Genomic DNA, 22,153 nt, shown 5'->3' on the forward strand with positions numbered 1-22,153 from the left:
CATAGACCCATCACTGTACTACCAGAGACAACAAGGAATATTTGGAGTGCAAAATACATGAGTTGTATGGACGACGACGTGAGCAAGGGCATGGAGACCGCGTATGATGAGATGAGTAGTTTTGTTGAACGTCAGATGGATGTCACAGAAAACCTAGACAAAGAACTGCTTACCTTAATGAAATACACTATTCTAATGATTGGTTCAATATACCCTGTTTTCAATATTATAGTTGCTCCCAATAATCAGATGGCGTTCGTGCTATTTCAGCCATGGCTTTTGCTTTCGGTGGCAGTACTAATCTATTCAACATGGTTCTCTGCTCAAGGCTACCGAAATGGCATCTATTATGGAGGGTTCGAAGATTCACCCTTCTTCAACTTTAAATCGGTCACAAATCAGACACCAATAAAAGGATCATGGGATGTTGATGAGTATGAGATCAGGTTCCCTAGTGATGATGAATTCTATCTACGACTGTTAAACGACTACTCAGTCGGTATAGCACATAATAATTGGGAAATTAACTTTAAGTCCCAACTCGTACACCATGTTTTCAAGCTCATTACGTTGGGTGTCGTGATCTTTGTTGTCGGTATCATCATGAGCCTCTTTCCGAATTCGGGATACATCGGTGGTATGAATATTAACACGGGAACATTTCTTGGGATTCTAGCGATTGTTCTCTATCAAATGCGTGATTCCTACTGCACATACAGAGAATTTAACAACAGACAGAAAATTGAAGAACGTCTAACAATAAAGGACTTCAGTGAATCCTAATATGGCGAACCTAGAAATATTAGACTTGAAATCAGTATTTGAACGGTGGGCCTTGGAAGGCCTAGAGCAAGAAATGGCAAGTGTACATCGGCGCACTGCAAACGATGTACTTTCTCGGATTCCCCTTTCACCCGGCGATCGAATTCTTGATGTCGGAACCGGGAATGGGTTCGCTGCTAGAACGCTTGCCTCACAAGAACCTCATGCACAGGTCTATGGACTAGATCTCTCACCAAATATGGTGCGAAGCGCCAATTCACACGAGTCTGAATCCAGAATTGAATATATTATAGGTGAGATGCATTCGTATCCGTTTAAGGATAATAGTTTTGGTTATGTCTTCATGATGGATGTGATTGAGTATAGTCCTGATCCAGAACAAGCGCTCCGGGAGATTCATCGTGTGCTCAGGCCAGAGGGACAACTATACTGTGCTAATCTTTTTTATAAAGAGGTGGTTAATATCCAACCCGAACTCGCTGACCGGGATGGTATCCAACTCTGTTGGGGGAAAGACGAGTTTCGCAAAGCGTTTCGAACCTCCGGCTTCACTTCAATTCAACAGACACATATTCCAGATACAGAAGTAACTATCCCGTCTGAAGAGTCTTGTAAACAGATGGGTTGGGACTCTCGTACCCAAGCAGAAACGGTCTATCGAGATCTTGGAGCACTATTGACAACTGGGGTTGTTGACTAAATCTATGGGATCTTCGGTACCATCTTGGTAATAGCCTTCTCCCGCTTGTCAGTGGCAGCTTCTGTAATCGCGGCCTCGACGTACAGAGGCTGATTGTCTGTGTCAGGCATCATTTGAGATATTATCAAGGCAGAACTTATAAATATTATGCCTAATTGATTAGTTGTTCAAAGGTGCTTAACCCAATTTTGGGGTCCTCAAACGCCAATAGTAATTATGTTCCAATGGATAAATCTGCCCATGATCGCTCTCTTAGGAGCCAGCGATAGTCAAATTAACAGGCTAAAACAGTTCCTTCCGGAATCTATCTACATTCATATCAATACAGAGGCCTTTCCTGAATCTCCAAAGATCTCTATCACATCCAACGGTATTGAATATCAAAAATCTGATGATAAACTCACGGCGTATTATGTCGATGCATATCATTCCAGTGTGAAACGACCGGTGAATAAGAAGAACGATACTGACATTGAAGTGAACCGCCAGTTCGTATTTGCAACCTCCGAAAAAGATTCATTTCTTCGAAGTCTCCTCAAAATTGAGAAGGAGCGCGGAAAATTAGTAATTAATGGCCCCGAGATCAAGAACTTCCATTACCTGAAGCCGTACCAGCTATTTAAGCTCCGACGCGCTGGCCTCCCACTTCCCGATTCTATTCATACAAATGATCCGGCAGCGGTCCACAAGCTGTTTAACCATCACGATGAACTCGTCTACAAACCGGTGGGAGGTCTTGGTCGTGCGGGATTACACAATTTGGAGGAATTCGAATCTCGAAAAAACACTCTGACACGTGCGCCAGTAACATTCCAAGAATTCTGTGAGGGTGAAAACCTTCGAGTGTACGTTTTAGATGGTGAAATAATTGGGTGCTACCGGATTCTAACTGAAGCTGATGTAGTGGACTACCGCGGATTTGAACAAGGTGTCGAATCTGTTTCAATATCCGATCGCCTCGCCCAAATTTCGATCAAGGCAACCGAGATATTAGGGATGCGATTTTCCGGAGTTGACCTCATCCAGAACGACAACCGAACCGTGCTGTTAGAATGTAATTCTGGCCCTCACTTCGCTGGCATTGAAGCCCACTTAGATTCGAATGAGATCTCGCGAGCACTTGCTGGTTTCCTTCGTCGCTATCATAAACAGAGAGGCGAGACTGATTCAGACTGAGGGGGCACTGTTCAGATTAGCTGATTTTGGTAGAAGGCTTGTGCGAGCAGCTATATTTCGACGGTTGTGGGATCGACGTGACGAACGCCGTCACCAGTACGGGGTCGTTCTGGACGGGCGACGAATTCGACCATTGGCGACGCGAGTACGAGAAACGCCGTGGATCACTCCAGTAGTGCGGGACGCGTTGGGCGCACGAGAACATCCAGTCTATCGGGCGGAAAGAAGACGGCCGGTTCAAACTGATGCTGCACCACATCAGCAACGAACTCGTGGCAGAGGCTCGTGAGAACGAGTGTACGGTTATCGCATTTGAGGACTTGACCAACATCCGTGAGCGAACCGGGGGTCGTGGGGGCATAAGTGGGCGTTCAAACGGGTGTACGACTACGTCGAGTACAAGGCGGAAGCACACGGTATCAGTGTGGAGCAGGTTGATCCTGAGAACACGAGTCGGCAGTGCTCACACTGTGGGGTCACGCATCCAGACAATCGCGAGGATGAGTATTTCAAGTGTCTGAAATGCGGGTGCGAAAATCACGCGGATTACAACGCCGCGAAGAACATCGGGTTACAGTATCTCCGTCGCAACCAAACCGGGGGCGACGGAGGCGCACCCATGGGCGTGCGCTTGAACAGCGGAACAATGAACGTGAACGGAGGCTATTCTCCTGCCTCACCTGAGGCCAGAACGGGAGTCCACGCTGAATCCGCCCCTCATCGCAATAGTCCCTCCCACGTTCGAACACCGCTTCCGTACTCCGATTCCGGATCGTCTTCTCGTCGACTTCCATGCCGCACCCTTCGACTTAGCGGGTGTATCTGATTTGGGTCTGGGACAACCTGTGTTCGGTTACTGCATGGCTGTGAAGAGGTTCCGGCGGAGCAGGTCTACGCGAGGTGACTCTCGACGTGCTGATTGCTACTTCGAGGAGGTCCCGCGGGAGGGAGGAATGATGCCTATACACCCCGTGTGCAAAGTGTAAATCACCCCGTAATAACCGATTCAGACCTCGATACACGAGAATAGAGATGCGTTCATTGGCGTCTTAACCAACAGTGGCAAGTGAATCAGGTGAATGTTGGTTAAACTGGTCGAACCGCGACCGCGGAAGAGTTTGTCGCCCCAAGAGAGGCGCGGGGGTTTTTCCCTCTCAAATACCATGAGCGAACGCGAACCAGCCACTGAGAACGACAGGGAAGCGACGACTGACCAGCACACAACGACCGAGTGCATCGAGCGCACGGACGTCGGCGTCTCGATCAGCTGAAACTCAAACGCGGGAGCGGAACGAGAGACGAGGACCAGCTCAAAGCGAAGGTCAAGACAGAAACGCTGGACGAGGCGCGGGAAGACATGAACGAACTTCATGAATACCTGCACGGACTCGCCAAGGAGACGCGGCGCATCCAGCCAGACGGCGACGGCACCTAACGATTCCGAGACGGTTGCTCATCGATAGCGAGACAGGGGTAGTAATGGATAGACAGCTTTGACGCCGCTAAACTGGCGAACCCCCGTTTAAATAACTACGTTGGACACCCAAGATGGGCTCACAATCCAGATGGAAGCTGAAAGAGCAGCCCTCGACTCGTCGATACCGAATAGCCAAACCCGTTCGTTGGCTTTCGAGCGTGTCGAGACGTACCCACAATCCAGTGAAGTTAAAATAGTATTCCAAAGAATGATATACTAACGTATCGTACGTTGATTCGATGCCAGACCCCGCCCCAACGTTCGAGGACGTGAACGAGCGTGCCAAAGAGGACTGGAAACGTGATACCACGCCATTCGACCGCGTGCAGTCCGTGATACGCACGGCGTACGAGCCCATGAGCGCGGCGACCGTCGCCGAGAACGCCCTCACGTCGGAGCAGACAGCCCGCAAGCACCTCCGCTCGCTGGTCGACCACGGCTACGTGGCAGAGACCGCGTCCCCGGAGTCGAAGGGCACGCTCTATCAGCGAGCCAACGACTCGCTCGCCCTCGAGCAGGCACGGCGGATCCTCAACGAGACGGACACCGAGACGCTCTCGACGCGCGTCCTAGAAATGCGCGAGGAGCTTCGAGAGTACGCCGACCGATTCGGCGCAAACTCACCCGACGAAGCCGTTCGAGCCCACACGGATATCGACACTGAGACGCTCCTGGAGTGGCGAACGACGCGGCGGAACCTCGCCTTCGCCGAAGTCGCGCTCGCCCTCAGTGGGGTCGACGACGCCACTGGGGCCGCAAAAGCACTCTAATGGCCGACAACGACGGAATCCGGGATTCACACACGCTTCGAGGCGCTATCGACGTGACGAAGCTCGATGCGTTCCGAGACGCGTTCGTTGCCATCGAGCCTGCGGCGTCGGGCGAAATCGATGACCGGCTCGATCCCCGAGAGCTCCGGCTCACGATACCGTACGGCGTCGCCGAGGCAGAGAAAACCAGATTCACAGTTCGATGGACGACGGTGGACGACTACAACGTCCACTACTCAGATACGTCCGAACGAAACCTCCGGTGGGATCTTCACCCTCACGACTTCCCAGCACCGCCCGACGAACGACACTTCCACCCACCGCCGGATGCGTCGAGTACGGATACCGACGTCGAGGCGTCATGCCTCGGAGATCCCTCAGTTGATCTTGTTGCCCGGGCAGTTCACCTCTTGTGGCGACAGGCACTCGGCGAGGCGTCGATGACCAACATCAACGCCGGAACGAACCAGACTTAACCGTACTCAGTACAGGATGTCGTCCATCTATCTCGAGTTCAGCCCGTGTCCAGTGACTCAGCGGTACGAAAATCGGCCTGATTGCCGAGGTGGTTTATCGTCGCCGCTGAGTGGCGAGGCGACTGATCGTGACCGAGCACGCCGAACCTACCGAGTCGAGCGAACTTACTCCTGAACAACGTCTCTCGCCGACGAACACCCACGTACTCAGAGCGAGTATCGTGACGATCGACGACACGGAGACGCTTCGGGAGTGCGTCGCCTACGAGAATACACACCAGAATCGTGAACCGGTGCTTCGCTGGATCTCACAGCAGGCGGCGGAACTTCGATCGAAATGAATGAACGTCGTTGGAGGATACATGCGTCGAAATCGGGAGGGGGGACCTCCGAATTTATACGGATGGCTCGCCAAGGGAGCGTACGGAGTGTTCACGATATGATCGACGTTGAAGACAACATTGAACTCCTCCAGCAGTCGGGGCGATTTTCCTCCGAGGAGGAGTTCCTCGAGGAAGCGTTCCGCGCCCTTCTGGAGAAGCGCCCTGAGCTACGCGTCGATCTCGCCGTCGAGCAGTACAAAACCGGAAGCGTATCGCTCAACCGCGCTGCCGAGCTCGCCGGCTACAGTCCAGAAGAATTCAAAGAGATTCTCCGCGACCGCGGCGTTAGCCGCGATATCGCAATTCTTAGCGATGAGGAGCGGTCCGCCCGCCTCGAAAACCTCTAGCGGGGAGGGAGTGTGCTCGTCGACAACAATATCTTGAGTCCGCTCGCGAAAATCGAGCGGCTTGAGCTCCTGCCTGCGCTTTTCGATCAGGTCGGGACGGTTCCCTCTGTTCTGGATGAACTCCATCGCGACGAAGTAGCCGGCTACCAGTTCGTCGAGCGGATAGATGCGGTCAAATCCTATCGTGGCGGCTGGTTGCAGGTATACTCGCCAACAGAGTCTGAGGTTCAGCTCGCCGACGACATCATCAATGCATCGCTTTCGTTCACTGATGCGGAGTGCGTTGCCGTCGCAGCAGCTCGCGATGAGCGACTGCTGACCGACGACGGCCATGCTGCCGAGATGGCGTCCCAGCGAGATGTCGAAGTCTGGGACCTAAAGCTGTTACTTGAGGCAGCCCTTGTCAAAGGACACATCGAGACCGAGAGCGAACTCGAAACCGTAATCGATGCACTTCGAGAACGGGACGGATATCGGTTCTCCAACCAAGACCGGACCGACCTATTCGACCACCTCTGATTCAGCATCGAATATGAGCGACTCAAACGTGCGTAAGGCTCTCGACGAGAAGCACGAGCGGAACCGTGAGCAACGCATCGAGGCCGTCAAGCGCTGGGTGGCGTACATTAAATCCGAACCACCCGAGGTCTGGGGGCCCCAGCAGAACGCGGTCGTCGACGACCAGCTTGAGGCGGCGCAGAGTGTTGGCACATCGGCGCAGCACCAACAGCACGTCAAGGAGTCGCGGCGGACATCGCGGCCGTGAAAGACGACGACACGGCCGAGAACGAGTGGCTGGTCGGTCATCGTCCGACGCTACAGGGACGAGTTCACCGCCGGAGCGTCCAGACGATTTCCTCGATGATCTGGTCAAGGAGTGAATCGGTGAGCCGACCCTGCCACGGGTCGCCAATCACGTCGTAGTCGGGTGGTGGTTGGATGTTCGCAGCACGTGGTGTATGGAGTGAGAGCGGGAGGATGTAGGATTGCTCAGGTGTGCCACCCAGCTCTCAGTAGTGGTCGTAGAGTGGATGCGCGACAGCGTGATCCGTCGTCGTGAGCGTACACCTGACGAACTGTTCATCTTCGAACGGATGTGTTCGGGTACTAACGATGCAGAATATCCGGGCGACGTTCGCCCCGCTCTTGAACGGATCAACTGTCCAGACGACATCCCCCGGCTGGTAGTCGCGGCCAGCGACCTGCATCAGTGATCCGACGACTGGTGGGCAGCGCGGCCCCCACTGGACTGCTCCTCGTTGTCCGTCTCAGAGGGGTGTGGCTGGTTCGGTTGCGCATCCGCCCACGCCTGCGCTTCCTCCTCGCTCGTGATGAATGGGCCGTGTTCGAGCGTGAGTTTCGAGAAGACATCGGAAAATCGGATCGCCTCCGCGACGCGGCTCAGGTCGCGAGTGAGCGCCCAATGGTGCTTCCGATGCCGAACGAGCCCCCGCTCCTTGAGCCGTGAGAGGTTCGACCCGACCGTGTTCGGACTGCGGTCGATCGCGTTCGCGATTTCACCCCGAGTGAATGCGGCATCACGGTTCTCGAGGAGAAACTCGATGACGAGCTCGGAGGTCGTCCGCTCCGTCTCCTCACCGTCTTCGAACTCGTCGATGTCGATCGGCATACGCGGTAATATGGTGTGCTGGTGAATAAGTGTACGGGTGAATGGGTGTGCTGTCCGCTCGGATCAGTTTGTCGAGCCCCCGGAGCGGGCGGAGGCTCTCAGTGATGAGCGATACACCAGACCTAGATGTCCACCATCAAGCAGCGTTCAGTGACGACGGCGAGCTCGAAGTAACAGAGTCGAGCGTCGAGACATCCCTCGAGGACTTCGGCGCCGACGTCGACCACCGCGACCGTGAAACGCGACGTGAGCAACCCGCAGCCAGTGAGTTCGGCGTCGACGACCGCCCCGAAGTGCAGGACGCGGTCGAAGACGACGAGCAGGCCGCACTCTTCCCCGATACCGACGAGGACCAGAACATACTCCCTGGCGAGCGCGCGGCGACACGCTATCTCTTCGAGGACTAACCGTACAATAGAGAAACAGCAGCTATCAGGATGTTAACCAACGTTGGCGGCGCGGATGAGAGAGTGTTGGTTAATTCGCGATTCTAGCCATCTTCCTCGACACTCTCCAGAACGTCCCAGATAGTGAGGACCGAGAGATAGTTCTCGTAGTAGGTGTTGGAGAGTACGGCCCGGATCGTTGCTTCCGCGTTCCGGTCGTCCATGGCGATCCCGATGGAGTCGTGGTCAGTCGAGGCGAGGAGCATGATCGCAGTGCCAGCGAGACCAGCGTCGGTCTTTCGGAGTTCGTCTGGCGGAACATGCTCGATGTCCGCGAGGCGCTGCTGGATCCGGTCCATCACGATTGCCGCCGTGGGACCGTTGTAGACACTCACACCCTCTTGGACAGGCTGAGAAACACTAATCCACGACTCAGTCCGTGCTTTGTGCAGCCAGTCAGTACTGATCCATCCCTGCTGTTCCTCGATTTCTTCGCGACCACGCTGACTCAGGTACAGCTGAATGCCTTCGTGTTTCACGTAGTCGACGAACGCTTGATAGCGGTCGTGTCCTGGACCGCCGAGAGTCCGCAGGAAACTCGTGTCCAGAACGAGCGCGCTTGGCAACGGAGACATCACCGGACTCACGCGTCGACGGTGTAGGGAGCGTCGTCAATGGCTCGCACGTGGACGTCTCCAGAGTAATCAGGAAATGCGGGGTCGACCGGACTGACACGACCGATGATCGCTTCGATGGCCTGTGAGACTGCGATGCCCGCAGCGGACGGAACATCGAGCGCAGTCGCGAGACCACGGCGAGTCTGCTCGCCCTGTAGGTATGCGTCCGTTTCGACGATTGCGTGGAGTAGCGTCGCTTCCCCATAGCGCTCGAGGAAATACTCGAGATCATCGTCGACGGTGCTCGCGCCATAAACTGCGATAACGACCGGTGAGACGACGATTTCGGCGGCCTCCGTCTCCCAGGTCCCAACAACTGGCTCGGCCGTCCAGAGCGCGGCGCCGTCTTCGTACTCATCGAGCTCTTCGGCGACGCCAAGTTCAGCCAGTTCGTTCGCATACTTGTACGCAGTACTCTTCACGATGCCTTGACGATCCATCGCTCGTTTAACCGTCGTTGGCGAGTTGAGGAGGAGGTCGGTATAGAAGTAAGCGAGATCGGCGTCCGTCAGGAGTCGCTGAACGGCGAAGAACATAGAGACACCCGACTCCTCACACCCACGTTTTCCGATTGGTGCCCCAGCCATGATAGTTCATAGTACGCGAACTATAGACTAAAAGATTGCGCTGTCACGAGGCCGTTTGTCGGCCCCGGGAGGGGTGCGGTGCGCGCCCGAGTGGCGCGTCGTCGCGAGAGAGTCCATGAACGACACAGAAATAGAGTCAGCGGTCTCGTTCGAGGAATCGGAGTCGCGAAACGAGGCGATGACCGAGACGATCGAGACATGGATTGACGACCTCATCGCCCACGTCGAGGACGCACGCGGGAGTGAGGCGTAGTGGGGTAACGGCGCTCGAAGAAGAGGAGAAAGACCCGACGAGCGACCGCGAGCGCGTCCTCCTCGACGGCGAGCCACCGGATCCGGTCGATATCCCGAGCGGCTGCGCGTTCGCCCCGCGCTGTCCGAAGGCGACCGCGGAGTGCCGAGAGGTAGAGCCGGGTCTCGACGAAGCCGGCGACGGCGCGCACAGCGCCGCCTGCTACTTCCCAGTCGACGGTGAGTCGCACGACAGTGACCGAACGGAGAGCAACTCGATGTCGAGTACGACGGCCGACGACTGAGACACACGCTCGCCACCACCCACTCCCGATGTGCCCGCCCGCTCACCCCGACCCACTGCCGTCCGCTTCCACGCCCAGCAGCGGCGCGATAGTCGCCGTCGATACCGCCCTATCCCCCGGAGCACCGGACGATGAGTGACGGGGATACATCGGCACGTCCGTCACGTGCCGCCATTCCACGGACCGTCGGAATCTGCGTCGCGGCCGCGGCCGCCGCGTGGGGGGCGTTCGTTCCCGCCGTCGCCGTCCCGCCACCCATACAGGACGCCGTCGCCGTCTTCGCGTTCGCGCTCGCACTCTGGCTCACCGACGCGCTCCCGTACGTCGTCACGAGCGTCCTCACGATCGTCCTGTCCTCTCGAGCGCCGATCTCGCAGAAGTGAACTGGGGGATCCTCTTCCTCGTCGGAACGATGTTCTCTCTCCTCGATCGACTGGAAGCGACCGGTGCGTTCGGCTACGTGGTCGATACACTCACCGCGATCGTCCCCTTTCACGCGCTCTCGCAGTGGGAGGGAGTCGTCGTTTTGCTCGCATTCGCGGTCGGCATGCGCGTCGTCTTCTCGACCGGCTCGGCCGCGCTGCTAGTCGTGCTCCCGGTCGTCCTCCGCGTCGGCACGAGCGTCGGTATCGCCCCTGTTCCGCTCGCACTCGCCACCGTCCTCGTGGTCGGAGCGACGACCGTTTTCCCGTTTAACACGACTGCAGTACTCGTCGCGATGACGCACGGCCCCATCGATTCGATGGATGTCCTCCGATTCGGGCTCGTCACCGCGATTTCGGCGCTCGTCGTCGTCGCTCTCTCTTGGCTCCTCTACTGGCCGTTCGCTCTCGGCGTGATCCGGTAACGGACTACCTCCGGCACAGCGGCACCGAACTCGGTACCGGTCGGGAGGGACGTGTGGTGGCGTACTATCCTTACGCGAGTCGCGCTTCTCACACCGAGCGTGCTCTTCGCCGTCGCGTATCGACGCGGCAGCCGCCACGACGCCGCCCTCGAGACCGCGACTGACCTCTCCCAGCTCGCATAGCTATGGAAGCCACCTACGTCCGCTTCGATGATCTTGAGGAGTGGGCCGCGTTCTACAAGGCGGGGATTGTGCCCGCGCTCCGCGACGTCGTGGCAGGTTTAACCAACGGGATGTGATAGTTCGATGCGGGTGTTGATTAAATAGTTTTCCAGTGCCGACGAAGAGTGGGGTAACGGCGCTCGAAGAAGAGGAGAAAGACCGACATGTTTGTCGTCTGCGATGAGACCGCGACCGCCACATTGGTTCGTCGGGCTGCGGGTCACGCCTCGCGGGGGTCGAAGACGTCACGGCGGAGGCCCTCACGAACCGGTTCGTGCTCGGCGTCTGAAGGCGGTGGCGCGGTCACGAGCGTCGCTTCCAGACGTGTCTCCTCGTCCGCGCGTACCCCGCGCGCTGCGCCGGCCTCGACGACGACCACGTCACCGGGTTCAACCCGACGCGTCTCCCCGGCGTCGCGGACGATGCCGCGTCCGGACTGCACCGTAATCGCGACGTCGCTCGCAGGGGCGTGCACCGGGATGAACTGTCCGGGGTCGAAGAACCCGAGGACGACCTTCTGTCGCTCGCTCTCGAAGACTGTCTCCGCGTTGAACGCCTCGTCGTCGTACGCCCGCTCTGCGTCAAAGCTTGTCGCGACCATCACGTGGAAACTCGCACGTCCCGATCGTCACATTTCTCCCGAATCTGTTCGGCCACTCTCAGGCCGAAGCGGTCGGGCACGCCGGCGACGCTAGCTCTGGGAGCCAGCCCGGACTGCAGCGGTCGTCGGGGCATCGCCATACATCCGGCAGAGCATGTTGGAAACGGACGCAATCGACGAGCCCTCGAACTGCGACACGTTCACACGAGGGGGCGGCGTGAACTCGAGCCTCGACGCGAGTGGGAGCCCCGATGTGTCGATGATTAACTAACGGTCTGGAAAGAGAGCGAGTATGTTGGTTAGGGTTTGTCGGCGCCCACGAAGGGCGGGGCGCACAGACCCCGTTTTCGAACGATGACCGAACACGACCTCGAAAGAGTCCTCGGCGAAGCGGTGCACGTCGCGAACGAATTTCCAGCGATCACGAACGACGTCGACGACGCGCTCCACGAATACCTGCGGTACGCCGTTCTCCGACTCCTTGAAGGAGACACCACCAGTCGCCTTGAACCGGCGGTCGATGTGACTGTCGGATACGGGATGGACGCAGCGATGGCGGACAGCTGGCGCTCAACGGTCTCTTGGTGGCACGAGTTGCCCGTTCAGGACGACTGCACGCGCTTCCGTGTCTTCTACCCCGACGACATCGCACGTGTCCCGCGAGCGGTCAGTGACGTGATGAATGTGCGCGGTGCGTGGCGCGTCTGGTCGGGTGATGCCCGCGACGTCGGCGCCTACAACAGCCAGGGTCGACACGAAGTCCATTACTGCTGGCCGATCGGCCACCCCATCGAGAGTCAACTCGACGCCCGTCTCGACCGCGACGACTAGCGGGCCACGCCCGACGGGGGTTGTACGGGCGACCTCCGAGTGCGCGAGATCGTGAGTGACCAAACACATTCGGCAGGTCTCGAAGCGCGGACGCAGCGCGCACTCAACGAAGAGATGGTTGTCTCTCTCCTCGCAAAAGGTGGTCAGTACGAGGTCCGCTCATTCGGACGCGTCTACGACGTCGACATCATCACCGAGACGTGCACCTGTTCCGACTGGCAGCAGCGCAAACCTGATGGCGGCTGCAAGCACCTCCGTCGCGTCGACCACGAGATCAAACAGGGGCATGTCCCCCGTCCAGATGGCCGCCTTCCGATGTAGACGTAGGTAAGTGATACTCGCTTCCCACCCCCCCATTTGCAAAGTGAGCTAGCGGGAGGGAACCCACCCCGAATCCCCACAGCATCGCTTGATTCTGGAGAATTAGACCATCAATTAAGGATCGTCAGCGAAACCAACACTAGAACATTGTGTTCATTGGTTGTGTTCACTACATTCATTATGTGTGTTCATGGAGTTCAAAAATGAATGTGTGTGACGTAGATTGATAATGAATGAACTCCATGTCGAGAGTATGTTAGCGTACTCGACGTACAGTGAGGCTGGCGGTGTTGGTAAGACCACGACTGCCGCAAACCTCGCTGTCGCGCACGCCCGCGCTGGCCTGAAACCACTCGTCGTCCCCCTCGACCCTCAAGACGGCGATCTCTCGCGGCTCTTCGGCGTCGACGACCAGCGCACCGAGTCCGTCGATAACCTCGTCCGGCACATGATTCGCCGCCCAAAGGGCGAGTTCGACGACCTCGTTCGTACCGTTGAAGGAGTCGACATTATCCCCGAGCACAACATGCTCTCGGACCTCTCCGAATACCTCCAACGCGAGAAGGACCAAGCCGAAGCGATGGGCGAAGCATTCGGGATGCACGCCCAACTCCTCCGCGTCCTCCAAGAAGCCAACGTCCCTGAGGACTACGATGTCCTCATCTGCGACCCCCCTGCAACTGAAGGACCCCATCTCTACAATGCCATTCACGCTACTCGCTCTCTTGTTATCCCTGTCGAACCCAGTGCGAAAGGCCGTGCCGCCGTCGAGGGGCTTGAATCCCTCGTCGCCGGCTTTGAAGACCAACTCGATATCGAAGTTGGTGTCCTTGCTGCGCTTCCAATTGGTTTCAAAGATACGCGCGATCAGCGCGCCATCATGAACGAAATCGACTACCCGATTCCCGAAGTCATCGGCGAGCGTGCCTCCCTCATGGAGGGGTGCTGGATGGAACAATGCTCGGCGTTCACCTACGTTCGGAAGCACCGTGACCGGCGACGTGACTACGAACTTGAGACGCTCGCCCAGTTCGACCGGGTTGCCCGGCATCTCGAGGAACAGGTTGGCTTGGAAGCACCGAACCCACCGCAGCCCGGTGACGTCGAGCACGAGGTGCTACAAGCATGACCGGGATGAAAGAAGGTGCTGGGGATGATCCGTTCGCCGATGATCCTACACCCGACACCGATTCTAACTCCGACGCAGCCGAACCCGTAGAGGCCGATAACGCGAGCGCCGAAAGTGCGGCGTCTTCAGCGAGTGAGTCAGGACAGCCGATGCAGATTCCATACAAGTTCCGGCGAGACGGGGTGCAAGACGGCCGTGACCGTGTGCCGCTCTTCCTCCAGCCAGAAACCAAGAACGCTGAACGGGATGCCCTCCGAGAACTCGAAGGCCGTTTCAATGGTAATGTCTCACTCACAGACCTCCGGGAAGCGCTCATGATTGTCGGCCTCGACCATCTCAACGAAGTCGAAACCGAACTCGAGGAGTGGGGCTATGGGATGACCTTCGATTGAACTCATTAGTAAGACGAACTTCCGCTCTTAGAAGGGTCGCCGCGCTCGCAAGTGAACGGTGGGTCACGACTGGAGCTGAGATTGGAGAGAAGACCAACCACCTCTGACAATCCGACCGGTAGTGAAGCCGATGAAGCCGAACATGATTCCTCCTACGATAGAACCGAGGACTAGGTAGCCGACCCAGACGGCAAACCCGGACGGATTTGCGTATCCCAGTGGCAAGAGACTCAACTCGTGACCGAGAGTTCCAGCGAATCCGGCTGTGGAGATAAACCAACACATCTGAAGACGAGCACGGCGGTATGAAACAGCTGCCGTGATCACTATTGAGATCGTGAATAGATACGGCAACAAATCGAACAAGAAGAGAGATTGAGTGAGTCCGAGTGCCTGCCGTGCAAACCAGAAAATGAGCGAGACGGTGAAGAACGTACTTCCTATTATGAGTGCTTTCTCGTCAGACATTCCTTGTCTCTCCGAGAACCATCCCTGAGTTGTCCAACTGTCAGAACGCGGTCGCCCCTGACGTATTAGATACCTCACAGCCGAGTACACGAAGAGTGAGAGGAGACTGCCGATAAAAGCAGCAGATACGTACTCTGGTGCTGCTTCTCCGCCACCCCCAGCGTAGTCTAAGAAAGGAAGGGAGTCTGTGAGAGCAGCATGGACGAGGACGCTCACTCCACTTGCAACACTGATTGCGCCAACAGCCTGCTTGAACACACGGAGCAACCCTGGCTTCCTGGATTCTTGCCCAATGAAGAAGACGAACGGGTTCTCTTCTGGGGCGTAGATCTTCATCTCCCTCCCTCGATTTGAGTACTGTGTTCCAGCGACTCGGATTAATTCTGCCTCCTGCAGTTTATCCAGATGGTATGATGTGTTTTGTATCGAGGTTTCGGCGCGTTCTGCAAGATCAGATGCCGTCCCCGGTTCTCTGTATACCTCTTCTAATAGCAACCGAGCTTTCTCCGCAGTTAGTGCCTTAAATACGTCTCCCGCTTTCTCGTCGGTGAACTCTCGAATCTCGATTGCTCCTTCTTGTGATCCCGTAATATCGGGGCGAGGTGATGGGAGGAGCGACATTACAGGAGATTCAGAGTTTTACCACTTACAAGTTCGGTCATTATCTGAAATCCTACCAACCGTATCCATACTGGTTGTGAATATAGTAGGCACTCGTGCCGAAAACATATCCGCCAGATAGACCGAATGAACTGGATGAGTAACATGCGAGGGTACGGAAAACATCCGTCGGGAATTAGACCACGCAGAAAAGGAACTTTAAGTCCCTTTGTGGATCATAGTATCAGGTATGTGTCACGTACGGTAGTCGACCTGTTCTGCCGTGGAGAGTACGACTCGAGCTGTGGGCAGGGGCTGTTCGCTCAGCCGACCATCTGCAAACCATAACTTCCCAACCCGGAACGGGCGGCCTCTCCGTGAGCGGCGGGGAGGGTACCACTGAGCCGTGTAGGAGGCGTATTCGGTCGTTGCGGTGGTCTCGGTGTTGTCGGGGCGATCTATGCTGTGACGAGCGCTGTGCGTTCAGTCGTCTCGGAGGCTCGGATGTGTCTCCTGTGCGTCCGGGTGCGGGTCGGCGAAGCGCTCGCGCATCGTCTCGCGCGAGTGCGCTTCGCGGCGCTCTCGCTCGGCCGCGTCGAGCTCCTCACAGCCGGGCGGGAGGTCGCGGCCGCGATCGGTGAAGTAGCCGTCGGGCGTGACCCAGTCGTGGTAGAACGGCCGATCGTCGTCCTCGAGGATCGTCGCGCCCACCTCCGCACCGTGGCCGGCGCAGACGACCGCCTGATGGGGCTTCCCGGCGAGGCGGCCGGCCGCGTAGAGGCCCGGGACGCCCGTGCGGCCGCGCTCGTCGACGTCGACGTACGTCTTCCCGCGCTCGACGAGCGAGACGCCGTCGACCGCATCGAGGTAGCCCGTCTCGCCCTTCGTCGCGGCGACGACGTAGTCGGCCGCGTAGGCGTCGCCGTTCGTTCGGACCGTGAAGCCGTCGTCGTCGCGCTCTGCGTCGGTGACGTGCGCCGTGCGGCGGGTACAGCCGGCGGTGTCCGCCTGTTCGCCGAGGAGGCCGAGAAGCCGTCGGGGATTCACGCCGGCGGGGAAGCCGGGGAAGTTCTCGAGGTGGGCGTTCCGGCGGAGGATGGAGTCGCCCGCGTCGAGGACGAGTGTCGTGAGATCGTTCCGGCCGGTGAACGTCGCGGCGGAGAGTCCCGCGACGCCGCCGCCGACCACGACAACATCATATCGTTCCTGCGTCGAACCGTCCTGATCCGCTGTCCCGTCCATACTTTTAGGCTAGCCTAAATAGTAATAGTGGTGTCGGTTCCAACGCCAAGCGTACCGCAAGTACCTATCGAGGCGTTTGATGCAGCTATTGTGTCTATTCGAATCGAGTACGGCTACTCACCGGGGTACGACTAGCGGGCACGCTCTCTCACGTTATTAGGCTCGCCTAAAGTTCGAAGAGGTTATGTGTTTTTAGGCGAGCCTAACATTTATGGCACGAAGACGCCAGGTACTCGCAGGTAGCGCCGGACTCATCGCAACCGCCCTCGCCGGCTGTAGCAGCAGCGGCGGCGACGAGACGAACGCGGCCACCACGTCGAGCGCCGACTCGACCACGTCGACGACCGAGAGCGGGCCGACACCGTACACGGTCGAAATCGAGCCGAACGATCCCTACACGTTCGAGGCGGTGCCCGAGACGTACGGGGTCGGCACCAGCCCCTTCATCGACATGGGGATGGCGCTCGGCATCCACCCGAGCGCGACGACCGGCCTCGAACGTGCCCCGCTGAAGTTCTACGACCTCCTCGATCTCGGGTTCGACGAGAGCGAGGTCGTCAAGCTCGCCAGCGGCGCCGAGTCCGGCTACGACAAGGAGAACTTCTACGCCGCCGACGCCGACGTCTGGCTCATCTCCCGAGAGAGCATCAGTAGCTTCGTCGACTGGGACGACTCCGACTTCGAGGAGATCGAGTCCCAGACCGGTCCCTTCCTCGGCACGACACTCCGATTCGCCCCCCAGATCGCGTTCAAGGACGAACCGAACCCGTACACGATGTACGAGGCCTTCGAGAAGGTCGCGAAGATCTTCCAGCGCCAAGAGCGGTTTGCGGCGTGGCAGTCGATGCACGACGACCTCATGAGCACCATCGAGGAGGGCCTCCCCCCTGAGGACGAACGCCCTACAGTCGCCGCCATCTGGCGCGGCGTCAGCCCCGACTCCGGACAGTTCCGCATCGCTCCCCTCCACCGGCTCGCGAACAACACGAAGTCCTACTACCGCCTCGGCATGCAGGACGCCTTCGAGGGCCACTACCCCGACGGCCCCATCGGCTACGAGGAACTCCTCGACGTCGATCCCGACTACATCGGTGCCGTCGGCGCGCTCACCTCCTCCACGCACGAGGAGTTCGTGAACACCGTCGTCGAGCCCTTCGAGAACAACGGGAACGGACAGCAGCTCAGCGCCGTCCAGAACGGCAACGTCATCCGGAGCGCCGGCCAGTACATGGGCCCGATCGTCGATATGTTCTCGACGGAAGCCGTCGCGAAGCAGGTCTACCCCGAGACCTTCGGCGAGTGGCCTGGCCCCGTCGGCGAGCTCGCCGAGGACGAACGGCTCTTCGACCGCCAGCGCCTCCTCGACATCGTCAACCGAGACTTCTAACCCTCGATGAGCAAGGTCTCTGACATCCTCGCACAGCGCCGCTCGGAGTGGGGCGAGTGGTACGCGAACTCGAAACTCGCCGGCGTCGCGCTCGGGAGCCTCGGGATCCTCCTCGGCGCGACCCTGTTACAGGTGAGCTTCGGCGCCTATCCGCTCACGCTCGCCGAGGCGTGGCACACCGTCTTCGACCCCGAGATCGTCCTCAGCCTCAGCGCGTGGCGCGCGTTCCTCCTCGGCGGCGGCATCCCCGAGTGGTTCACGCGCCAACAGCTCATCGTCTGGAACATCCGCCTGCCGCGCATCCTCGTCGGCGTCCTCGTCGGCGCGAACCTCGCGGTCTCCGGCGCGATCTTCCAAGTCGTCACGCGGAACGAGCTCGCGAGCCCGTACGTGCTCGGCATCAGCGACGGCGCCGGCCTCGTCGTCCTCGTCACGCTCACCTTCATGTCGAGCTACCTGCCGCTGCTACCGATGCTCGCCGCCATCGGCGGGACGATCGCGTTCCTCATCGTCTACCTGATCGCGTGGAAGAACGGCACGTCGCCCGTTCGACTCGTCCTCGCGGGCGTCGTCGTCGGGACCGTGTTCAGCTCCGTCCAGCGTGCGCTGTTCTTCTTCATCGACGACCTCAGCGTCGTCATGTCCGCCCAAGCGTGGCTCTCCGGGTCGCTCCTCGGGACGGACTGGGGGCAGGTGCGCATCGCGCTCCCGTTCACCGTCCTCTCGATGGCGCTTGCGCTCGCCGTCACCCGCGAACTCGACGTCCTCCTCCTCGGCGAGGAGACAGCCTCCTCGCTCGGGATGCCGGTCGAGAAGATCCGCTTCGCCGTCGCGGGCATCGCCATCCTCTCGACGGCCGCCGCCATCGCCGTCGCGGGACTGGTGGGGTTCGTCGGCCTCATCGTCCCGCACATGGTGCGCAACATCGTCGGCAGCGACTCCAAGCGCCTCTTACTGGGGTGTCTCTTCCTCGGGCCGGCGCTCCTCGTCGGCGCCGACGTCGGCGCGCGCCTCGCGCTCAGCCCCATCCAACTCCCGGTCGGCATCATCACGGGCCTCGTCGGCGGCCCCTACTTCCTCTACCTCATGCGCAAAAAGGAGGACTTGGGGTCGGTCTGACGGGGGACACGTTCCAGACATCATTCATACGATACATGCACACCAAGGTTGACGAACGCACTCGACCGTCCGAAACGACACCAGACCCAGCTTTCAGCGTTACCGACCTCGACATCGGCTGTCTTGGGCTGACCGATCCGGTCATCGACGGCGAACCCGTCCGGGTTCCACCGACTGTTCTCACCACGTTCATCGGACCGAACAAGCTCAGGAAGCGCACGCTCCTGCGGGGGATCGCCCACCAGCTCACGTCCGAGGGAGCGATCGGCTCGCTCCACTTGATCGAGGACGACGAGACCACCGGTTCCGAAACACTGGTGGACCGCGACCGCTCGGCCGACGACTCGGGTGTGGGTGCGTGACCACGATGGCCCGCTCCGATGACGCGTCCGATCGCCCGCCCGTCCTCGAGACGGACGCTCTCACGTATCGGCTCGGGGACCGGACCGTGCTCGACGCCGTCTCCGTCGCGGTGGCGGACGGCGAAACGCTCGCGGTCGTCGGACCGTCCGGCGCCGGGAAGTCGACGTTGCTCCGCTTGCTCGTCCGACTGGACGAACCGGACGCCGGCACCGTTCGCTTCGAGGGCCGCGACTATCGGACGCTCGACCCGCGGACACTCCGCGAGCGGGTGGGACTCGTCCCGCAGCAGTCAGCACTCGTTGACGGCACCGTCCGCGAGAACATCACGCTCGGCCCGCGGCTCCGCGATGAGCCGGTCGACGACGCGGCGGCGGAGCGACTGCTCGTGCGGCTCGGCCTCTCGGGCACGATGGAGCGCGACGTCAATGCGCTCTCCGGTGGCGAAGCACAGCGGGTGGCGCTCGCGCGAACGCTCGTGAACGACCCGGACGTGCTCCTCCTCGACGAACCGACCGCGAGCCTTGATGCAGACACCGAGGCGACCGTCGAGACCGTTCTGTCCGACCTCGTGGACGAGCATTCGCTTACGGCTGTCGTCGTGACGCACGATATCGCGCAGGCGGCGCGGCTCGCTTCGGACGCGCTCGTCTTCGACGGTGATGGCGGCGTTGAGCGCGAATCGACCGCTCGTCTCGCGGAGGTCGACGAGTGATCGACTCCCCACTCTTTGATCCGGCACTTATGCGTGGACTGGAGCAGGTCGCCGCGGCGCTCGTGCTCGCGGCCGTCGTCGTCGGGATCGTCTCGCTGCGCGGTCTCGCGCTCGAACGCGAGTGGGGACTCGCGATTGGGCGCGGCTTCGTCCAGATCATGCTCATGGGCTCGGTGATCGCGCTTCTCCTCTCGGTTCCGGTCGCCGCGAGTGCGTTCGTCATCCTCGGGATGATGCTCGGTGGCGCATGGATCGCTCACTCTCGCGCGGGTGAAATCCCGGGTGCGTTCCGAATCGCGACGGCCGGCATTGTTCTCGGCGCCGGCGTGGTGATCGTCGTGATGACGGCTGTCGGCGCCATCGAAGCGAGAGTCCGCGACCTCGTGCCCGTCGGGAGCATGATCGTCGCGAACGGGATGAAGGCGAGTTCGCTCGCGCTCGATCGCTTCGGCGACGAGGTTGAGACCCACCGTGAGGAGATTGAGGCGACGCTCGCGCTCGGCGTCACGCCCTCGCGGGCGATCGCTCGGCACGTCGAGCGTGGCGTTCGGGCAGCGCTTATCCCGACGGTTGATTCGATGCGCAGCCTCGGCTGGGTGTGGATCCCCGGACTGATGACCGGGATGATCCTCTCCGGCGAAGACCCGATCTACGCGGCCGAGTACCAGTTCGTCGTGATGGCGATGATCTTCGCCGCTGCCGGCCTCGCCAGTCTTACCTGTGGTGCCCTCGTCGAGCGCTACGCGTTCACCGACGCCCACCAGCTCCGCTCGTTCCATGGTGAGTCGTGAGGCACGCCGAACGCTCGTGGCGATCGGGACGCGGTCCGACGTGGCTTTGACGCGTGACGCGACCGCAGGTGTGAACGGTGCTGAGGTCATCTGTCAGAACGTATCTCCCAGCCCTTCCGAGGATAGGAGCAACGGCTGGTTGGCACAACCATTGACGGACCTGTTTGTTGACATCCCACCTGCGCTGAAGCGCGGAGAGAATGTCAATCGCTAGTCGGTCGCCACCGACTCGGGCTCCGTCGACCCGCCCGCGCCGGACGTGACGGTCTCGTCGACCTGCGTGTAGACGAGGACGAACCCGACGACGGCGAGCGCCGCTCCGAGCGCGAACGGCGCGGCGTACGTCGTGCCGAACGGCACGTGGATCTCGACGAGGTAGCCGGCCGAGAGCGGGCCGACCGCGGTTCCGAGACCGAACGCCATCGTGAGCACGGAGAGCGTCGTCCCCGAGTTCCGGCCGCGGGCCAGGTCGCCCGCCAGCGCCATCGCTGGCGCGAACACCGCCGCCGCGGCGATTCCCTGTACGAAGCGCGCGAGGGCGAGGCCGAGCGGCGTCGTGACGATTCCCTGCGCGAGCACCGACGGGACGAGCACGACGAGCGCCCCGAGGATGAACGGCTTGCGGCCGTACCGGTCGCTCATCGATCCGATGACGGCCTGGAAGAGGACTTGGGCGAGAACGAACGCGGAGAACTCGATACCGAACAGGAACGCCGTCTGGTCGAGCGTCGCGTTGATCTGCGTCTCCAGCGGTTCGATCATCGCCATCCCGATGGACTTCGCGACGGCGGTCCCTCTTCCCATGGGGGACTTCTCGACGATCCCCTCACTGATGTAGCCGTAGACGCTGCTATCTGGACCTCTGACGTAGAGTAGGCGACACGGTCATCTTCAGCGAGTTCAGAGGCCACCACACCGGGTTCGGTATACTTCGACGAGGGCGTACTCGGAGCCCCTGACTCACCTAGTTCCGAATCTGTCTCGACGAGTCCTCCTCGTCGACAGTCGATTTGCTCAAGGACCTCGTAGGATTCGAGCACGACACTCTCAGATCTGTGGTTGAACCACTCACGGAGAGCAGTTTCAATTCGATCCTGGGTCGCGTCCTGTCGCCGCTCGATATCGAGTTAGTGGCGTTTGGTTTCTCGTTACTTCGATGGAGAGGGGCGGAACTCAATTTCGAGCAGGTATCGATGTTGT

Annotated in this window: 26 protein-coding genes and 5 pseudogenes; 23 read left to right on the forward strand and 8 right to left on the reverse strand. The window is 59.4% G+C overall.

Annotated elements, in window-relative coordinates:
- Positions 1–66 precede the first annotated feature (66 nt).
- From IEX91_RS13720 to IEX91_RS13765, 10 genes and pseudogenes are all read left to right on the forward strand, one after another.
- Positions 67–783 carry a hypothetical protein gene (locus tag IEX91_RS13720; protein ID WP_188879686.1) on the forward strand — a complete coding sequence of 239 codons (717 nt, stop codon included), beginning with the start codon at positions 67–69 and terminating at the stop codon, positions 781–783.
- 1 nt (position 784) lies between these two features.
- Positions 785–1,483 carry a class I SAM-dependent methyltransferase gene (locus IEX91_RS13725; RefSeq protein ID WP_188879687.1) on the forward strand — a complete coding sequence of 233 codons (699 nt, stop codon included), beginning with the start codon at positions 785–787 and terminating at the stop codon, positions 1,481–1,483.
- Between the two features lie 240 nt (positions 1,484–1,723).
- Positions 1,724–2,659, forward strand: a complete 936-nt coding sequence (locus IEX91_RS13730; RefSeq protein WP_188879688.1) for an ATP-grasp domain-containing protein — start codon at positions 1,724–1,726, stop codon at positions 2,657–2,659.
- A 77-nt stretch (positions 2,660–2,736) separates the two neighbouring features.
- A pseudogene (locus IEX91_RS13735) lies at positions 2,737–3,485 on the forward strand (RNA-guided endonuclease InsQ/TnpB family protein); the annotation flags it as partial.
- A gap of 337 nt (positions 3,486–3,822) precedes the next feature.
- Positions 3,823–4,094: pseudogene (locus tag IEX91_RS16770) on the forward strand (DUF7389 domain-containing protein).
- Positions 4,095–4,375: 281 nt separating this feature from the next.
- Entirely contained in the window at positions 4,376–4,906 is a 531-nt protein-coding gene (locus IEX91_RS13745) for a DUF7342 family protein (RefSeq protein ID WP_188879689.1), read from the forward strand.
- The gene (locus tag IEX91_RS13750; RefSeq protein WP_188879690.1) at positions 4,906–5,382 is read left to right on the forward strand and encodes a hypothetical protein; all 477 of its coding nucleotides are present in this window, start codon (positions 4,906–4,908) and stop codon (positions 5,380–5,382) included. Before IEX91_RS13745 ends, IEX91_RS13750 begins: the two co-directional genes overlap by 1 nt.
- A gap of 439 nt (positions 5,383–5,821) precedes the next feature.
- Positions 5,822–6,112, forward strand: coding sequence for a UPF0175 family protein (locus IEX91_RS13755; RefSeq protein WP_188879691.1), 291 nt, complete (start codon positions 5,822–5,824; stop codon positions 6,110–6,112).
- Positions 6,113–6,124: 12 nt separating this feature from the next.
- The gene (locus tag IEX91_RS13760) at positions 6,125–6,631 is read left to right on the forward strand and encodes a hypothetical protein (protein ID WP_188879692.1); all 507 of its coding nucleotides are present in this window, start codon (positions 6,125–6,127) and stop codon (positions 6,629–6,631) included.
- A 13-nt stretch (positions 6,632–6,644) separates the two neighbouring features.
- Complete coding sequence (locus IEX91_RS13765) at positions 6,645–6,878, forward strand: hypothetical protein (protein ID WP_188879693.1); 234 nt, start codon at positions 6,645–6,647, stop codon at positions 6,876–6,878.
- 244 nt (positions 6,879–7,122) lie between these two features.
- Here the strand turns inward: IEX91_RS13765 and IEX91_RS13770 are convergent, their stop codons facing one another.
- Both IEX91_RS13770 and IEX91_RS13775 read right to left on the reverse strand, forming a co-directional pair.
- A complete protein-coding gene (locus tag IEX91_RS13770) occupies positions 7,123–7,320 on the reverse strand; it encodes a hypothetical protein (protein WP_188879695.1) in 198 nt (65 codons plus the stop codon).
- Positions 7,320–7,742 carry a helix-turn-helix transcriptional regulator gene (locus tag IEX91_RS13775; protein ID WP_188879697.1) on the reverse strand — a complete coding sequence of 141 codons (423 nt, stop codon included), beginning with the start codon at positions 7,740–7,742 and terminating at the stop codon, positions 7,320–7,322. The genes IEX91_RS13770 and IEX91_RS13775 overlap by 1 nt, the downstream gene beginning before the upstream one ends.
- Before the next feature lie 104 nt (positions 7,743–7,846).
- On the opposite strand from IEX91_RS13775, the gene IEX91_RS13780 reads away from it, so the two are divergent.
- Positions 7,847–8,149, forward strand: coding sequence for a hypothetical protein (locus tag IEX91_RS13780; RefSeq protein ID WP_188879699.1), 303 nt, complete (start codon positions 7,847–7,849; stop codon positions 8,147–8,149).
- An 83-nt stretch (positions 8,150–8,232) separates the two neighbouring features.
- Here the strand turns inward: IEX91_RS13780 and IEX91_RS16365 are convergent, their stop codons facing one another.
- Both IEX91_RS16365 and IEX91_RS13790 read right to left on the reverse strand, forming a co-directional pair.
- Positions 8,233–8,523 (reverse strand): hypothetical protein, encoded by a 291-nt coding sequence (locus tag IEX91_RS16365; protein ID WP_229772888.1) that lies wholly within the window; start codon positions 8,521–8,523, stop codon positions 8,233–8,235.
- A 248-nt stretch (positions 8,524–8,771) separates the two neighbouring features.
- Complete coding sequence (locus tag IEX91_RS13790) at positions 8,772–9,392, reverse strand: DUF7437 domain-containing protein (protein ID WP_229772889.1); 621 nt, start codon at positions 9,390–9,392, stop codon at positions 8,772–8,774.
- A 115-nt stretch (positions 9,393–9,507) separates the two neighbouring features.
- Here IEX91_RS13790 and IEX91_RS13795 point away from each other — a divergent pair, with 115 nt between their 5' ends.
- From IEX91_RS13795 to IEX91_RS13810, 4 genes and pseudogenes are all read left to right on the forward strand, one after another.
- Positions 9,508–9,645 (forward strand): hypothetical protein, encoded by a 138-nt coding sequence (locus IEX91_RS13795; RefSeq protein WP_188879702.1) that lies wholly within the window; start codon positions 9,508–9,510, stop codon positions 9,643–9,645.
- A 25-nt stretch (positions 9,646–9,670) separates the two neighbouring features.
- A pseudogene (locus tag IEX91_RS13800) lies at positions 9,671–9,928 on the forward strand (oligopeptide/dipeptide ABC transporter ATP-binding protein); the annotation flags it as partial.
- 131 nt (positions 9,929–10,059) lie between these two features.
- Positions 10,060–10,311: a hypothetical protein gene (locus IEX91_RS13805; RefSeq protein WP_188879704.1), complete on the forward strand. Its 252-nt coding sequence runs from the start codon at positions 10,060–10,062 to the stop codon at positions 10,309–10,311.
- The gene (locus tag IEX91_RS13810; RefSeq protein WP_229772891.1) at positions 10,308–10,775 is read left to right on the forward strand and encodes an anion permease; all 468 of its coding nucleotides are present in this window, start codon (positions 10,308–10,310) and stop codon (positions 10,773–10,775) included. Before IEX91_RS13805 ends, IEX91_RS13810 begins: the two co-directional genes overlap by 4 nt.
- Before the next feature lie 442 nt (positions 10,776–11,217).
- On the opposite strand, the gene IEX91_RS13815 is transcribed toward IEX91_RS13810, so the two are convergent.
- Positions 11,218–11,598: a cupin domain-containing protein gene (locus IEX91_RS13815; protein ID WP_188879707.1), complete on the reverse strand. Its 381-nt coding sequence runs from the start codon at positions 11,596–11,598 to the stop codon at positions 11,218–11,220.
- A 354-nt stretch (positions 11,599–11,952) separates the two neighbouring features.
- On the opposite strand from IEX91_RS13815, the pseudogene IEX91_RS16775 reads away from it, so the two are divergent.
- The 3 genes and pseudogenes from IEX91_RS16775 (at position 11,953) to IEX91_RS13830 (ending at position 14,271) form a co-directional block, all read left to right on the forward strand.
- Positions 11,953–12,750, forward strand: a pseudogene (locus IEX91_RS16775) (hypothetical protein).
- 253 nt (positions 12,751–13,003) lie between these two features.
- On the forward strand, positions 13,004–13,879 hold the full coding sequence (locus IEX91_RS13825) for a ParA family protein (RefSeq protein ID WP_188879708.1): 876 nt from the start codon (positions 13,004–13,006) through the stop codon (positions 13,877–13,879).
- Positions 13,876–14,271, forward strand: coding sequence for a hypothetical protein (locus IEX91_RS13830; RefSeq protein ID WP_188879710.1), 396 nt, complete (start codon positions 13,876–13,878; stop codon positions 14,269–14,271). The genes IEX91_RS13825 and IEX91_RS13830 overlap by 4 nt, the downstream gene beginning before the upstream one ends.
- Before the next feature lie 63 nt (positions 14,272–14,334).
- Here IEX91_RS13830 and IEX91_RS13835 read toward each other — a convergent pair whose 3' ends face one another.
- Positions 14,335–15,360, reverse strand: a complete 1,026-nt coding sequence (locus IEX91_RS13835; protein WP_188879712.1) for an ArsR/SmtB family transcription factor — start codon at positions 15,358–15,360, stop codon at positions 14,335–14,337.
- A 462-nt stretch (positions 15,361–15,822) separates the two neighbouring features.
- Complete coding sequence (locus IEX91_RS13840) at positions 15,823–16,581, reverse strand: FAD-dependent oxidoreductase (RefSeq protein ID WP_188879713.1); 759 nt, start codon at positions 16,579–16,581, stop codon at positions 15,823–15,825.
- 211 nt (positions 16,582–16,792) lie between these two features.
- On the opposite strand from IEX91_RS13840, the gene IEX91_RS13845 reads away from it, so the two are divergent.
- Genes IEX91_RS13845 through IEX91_RS13865 form a run of 5 tightly spaced genes read left to right on the forward strand, consistent with a single transcriptional unit; the run spans position 16,793 to position 20,953 of the window.
- Entirely contained in the window at positions 16,793–17,968 is a 1,176-nt protein-coding gene (locus tag IEX91_RS13845) for an ABC transporter substrate-binding protein (protein ID WP_188879715.1), read from the forward strand.
- 6 nt (positions 17,969–17,974) lie between these two features.
- Positions 17,975–19,087, forward strand: a complete 1,113-nt coding sequence (locus tag IEX91_RS13850) for a FecCD family ABC transporter permease (protein ID WP_188879717.1) — start codon at positions 17,975–17,977, stop codon at positions 19,085–19,087.
- A gap of 35 nt (positions 19,088–19,122) precedes the next feature.
- Positions 19,123–19,449: a hypothetical protein gene (locus tag IEX91_RS13855; RefSeq protein ID WP_188879719.1), complete on the forward strand. Its 327-nt coding sequence runs from the start codon at positions 19,123–19,125 to the stop codon at positions 19,447–19,449.
- Between the two features lie 5 nt (positions 19,450–19,454).
- Entirely contained in the window at positions 19,455–20,162 is a 708-nt protein-coding gene (locus IEX91_RS13860; RefSeq protein ID WP_188879720.1) for an ABC transporter ATP-binding protein, read from the forward strand.
- The gene (locus IEX91_RS13865) at positions 20,159–20,953 is read left to right on the forward strand and encodes an ABC transporter permease (RefSeq protein ID WP_229772892.1); all 795 of its coding nucleotides are present in this window, start codon (positions 20,159–20,161) and stop codon (positions 20,951–20,953) included. Before IEX91_RS13860 ends, IEX91_RS13865 begins: the two co-directional genes overlap by 4 nt.
- A gap of 210 nt (positions 20,954–21,163) precedes the next feature.
- On the opposite strand, the pseudogene IEX91_RS13870 reads toward IEX91_RS13865, so the two are convergent.
- Positions 21,164–21,730 (reverse strand): annotated as a pseudogene (locus IEX91_RS13870) (MFS transporter); the annotation flags it as partial.
- Between the last annotated feature and the right edge of the window lie 423 nt (positions 21,731–22,153).

Origin of the sequence: Halarchaeum nitratireducens (assembly GCF_014647155.1) — an archaeon.
GTDB classification, from domain to species: domain Archaea; phylum Halobacteriota; class Halobacteria; order Halobacteriales; family Halobacteriaceae; genus Halarchaeum; species Halarchaeum nitratireducens.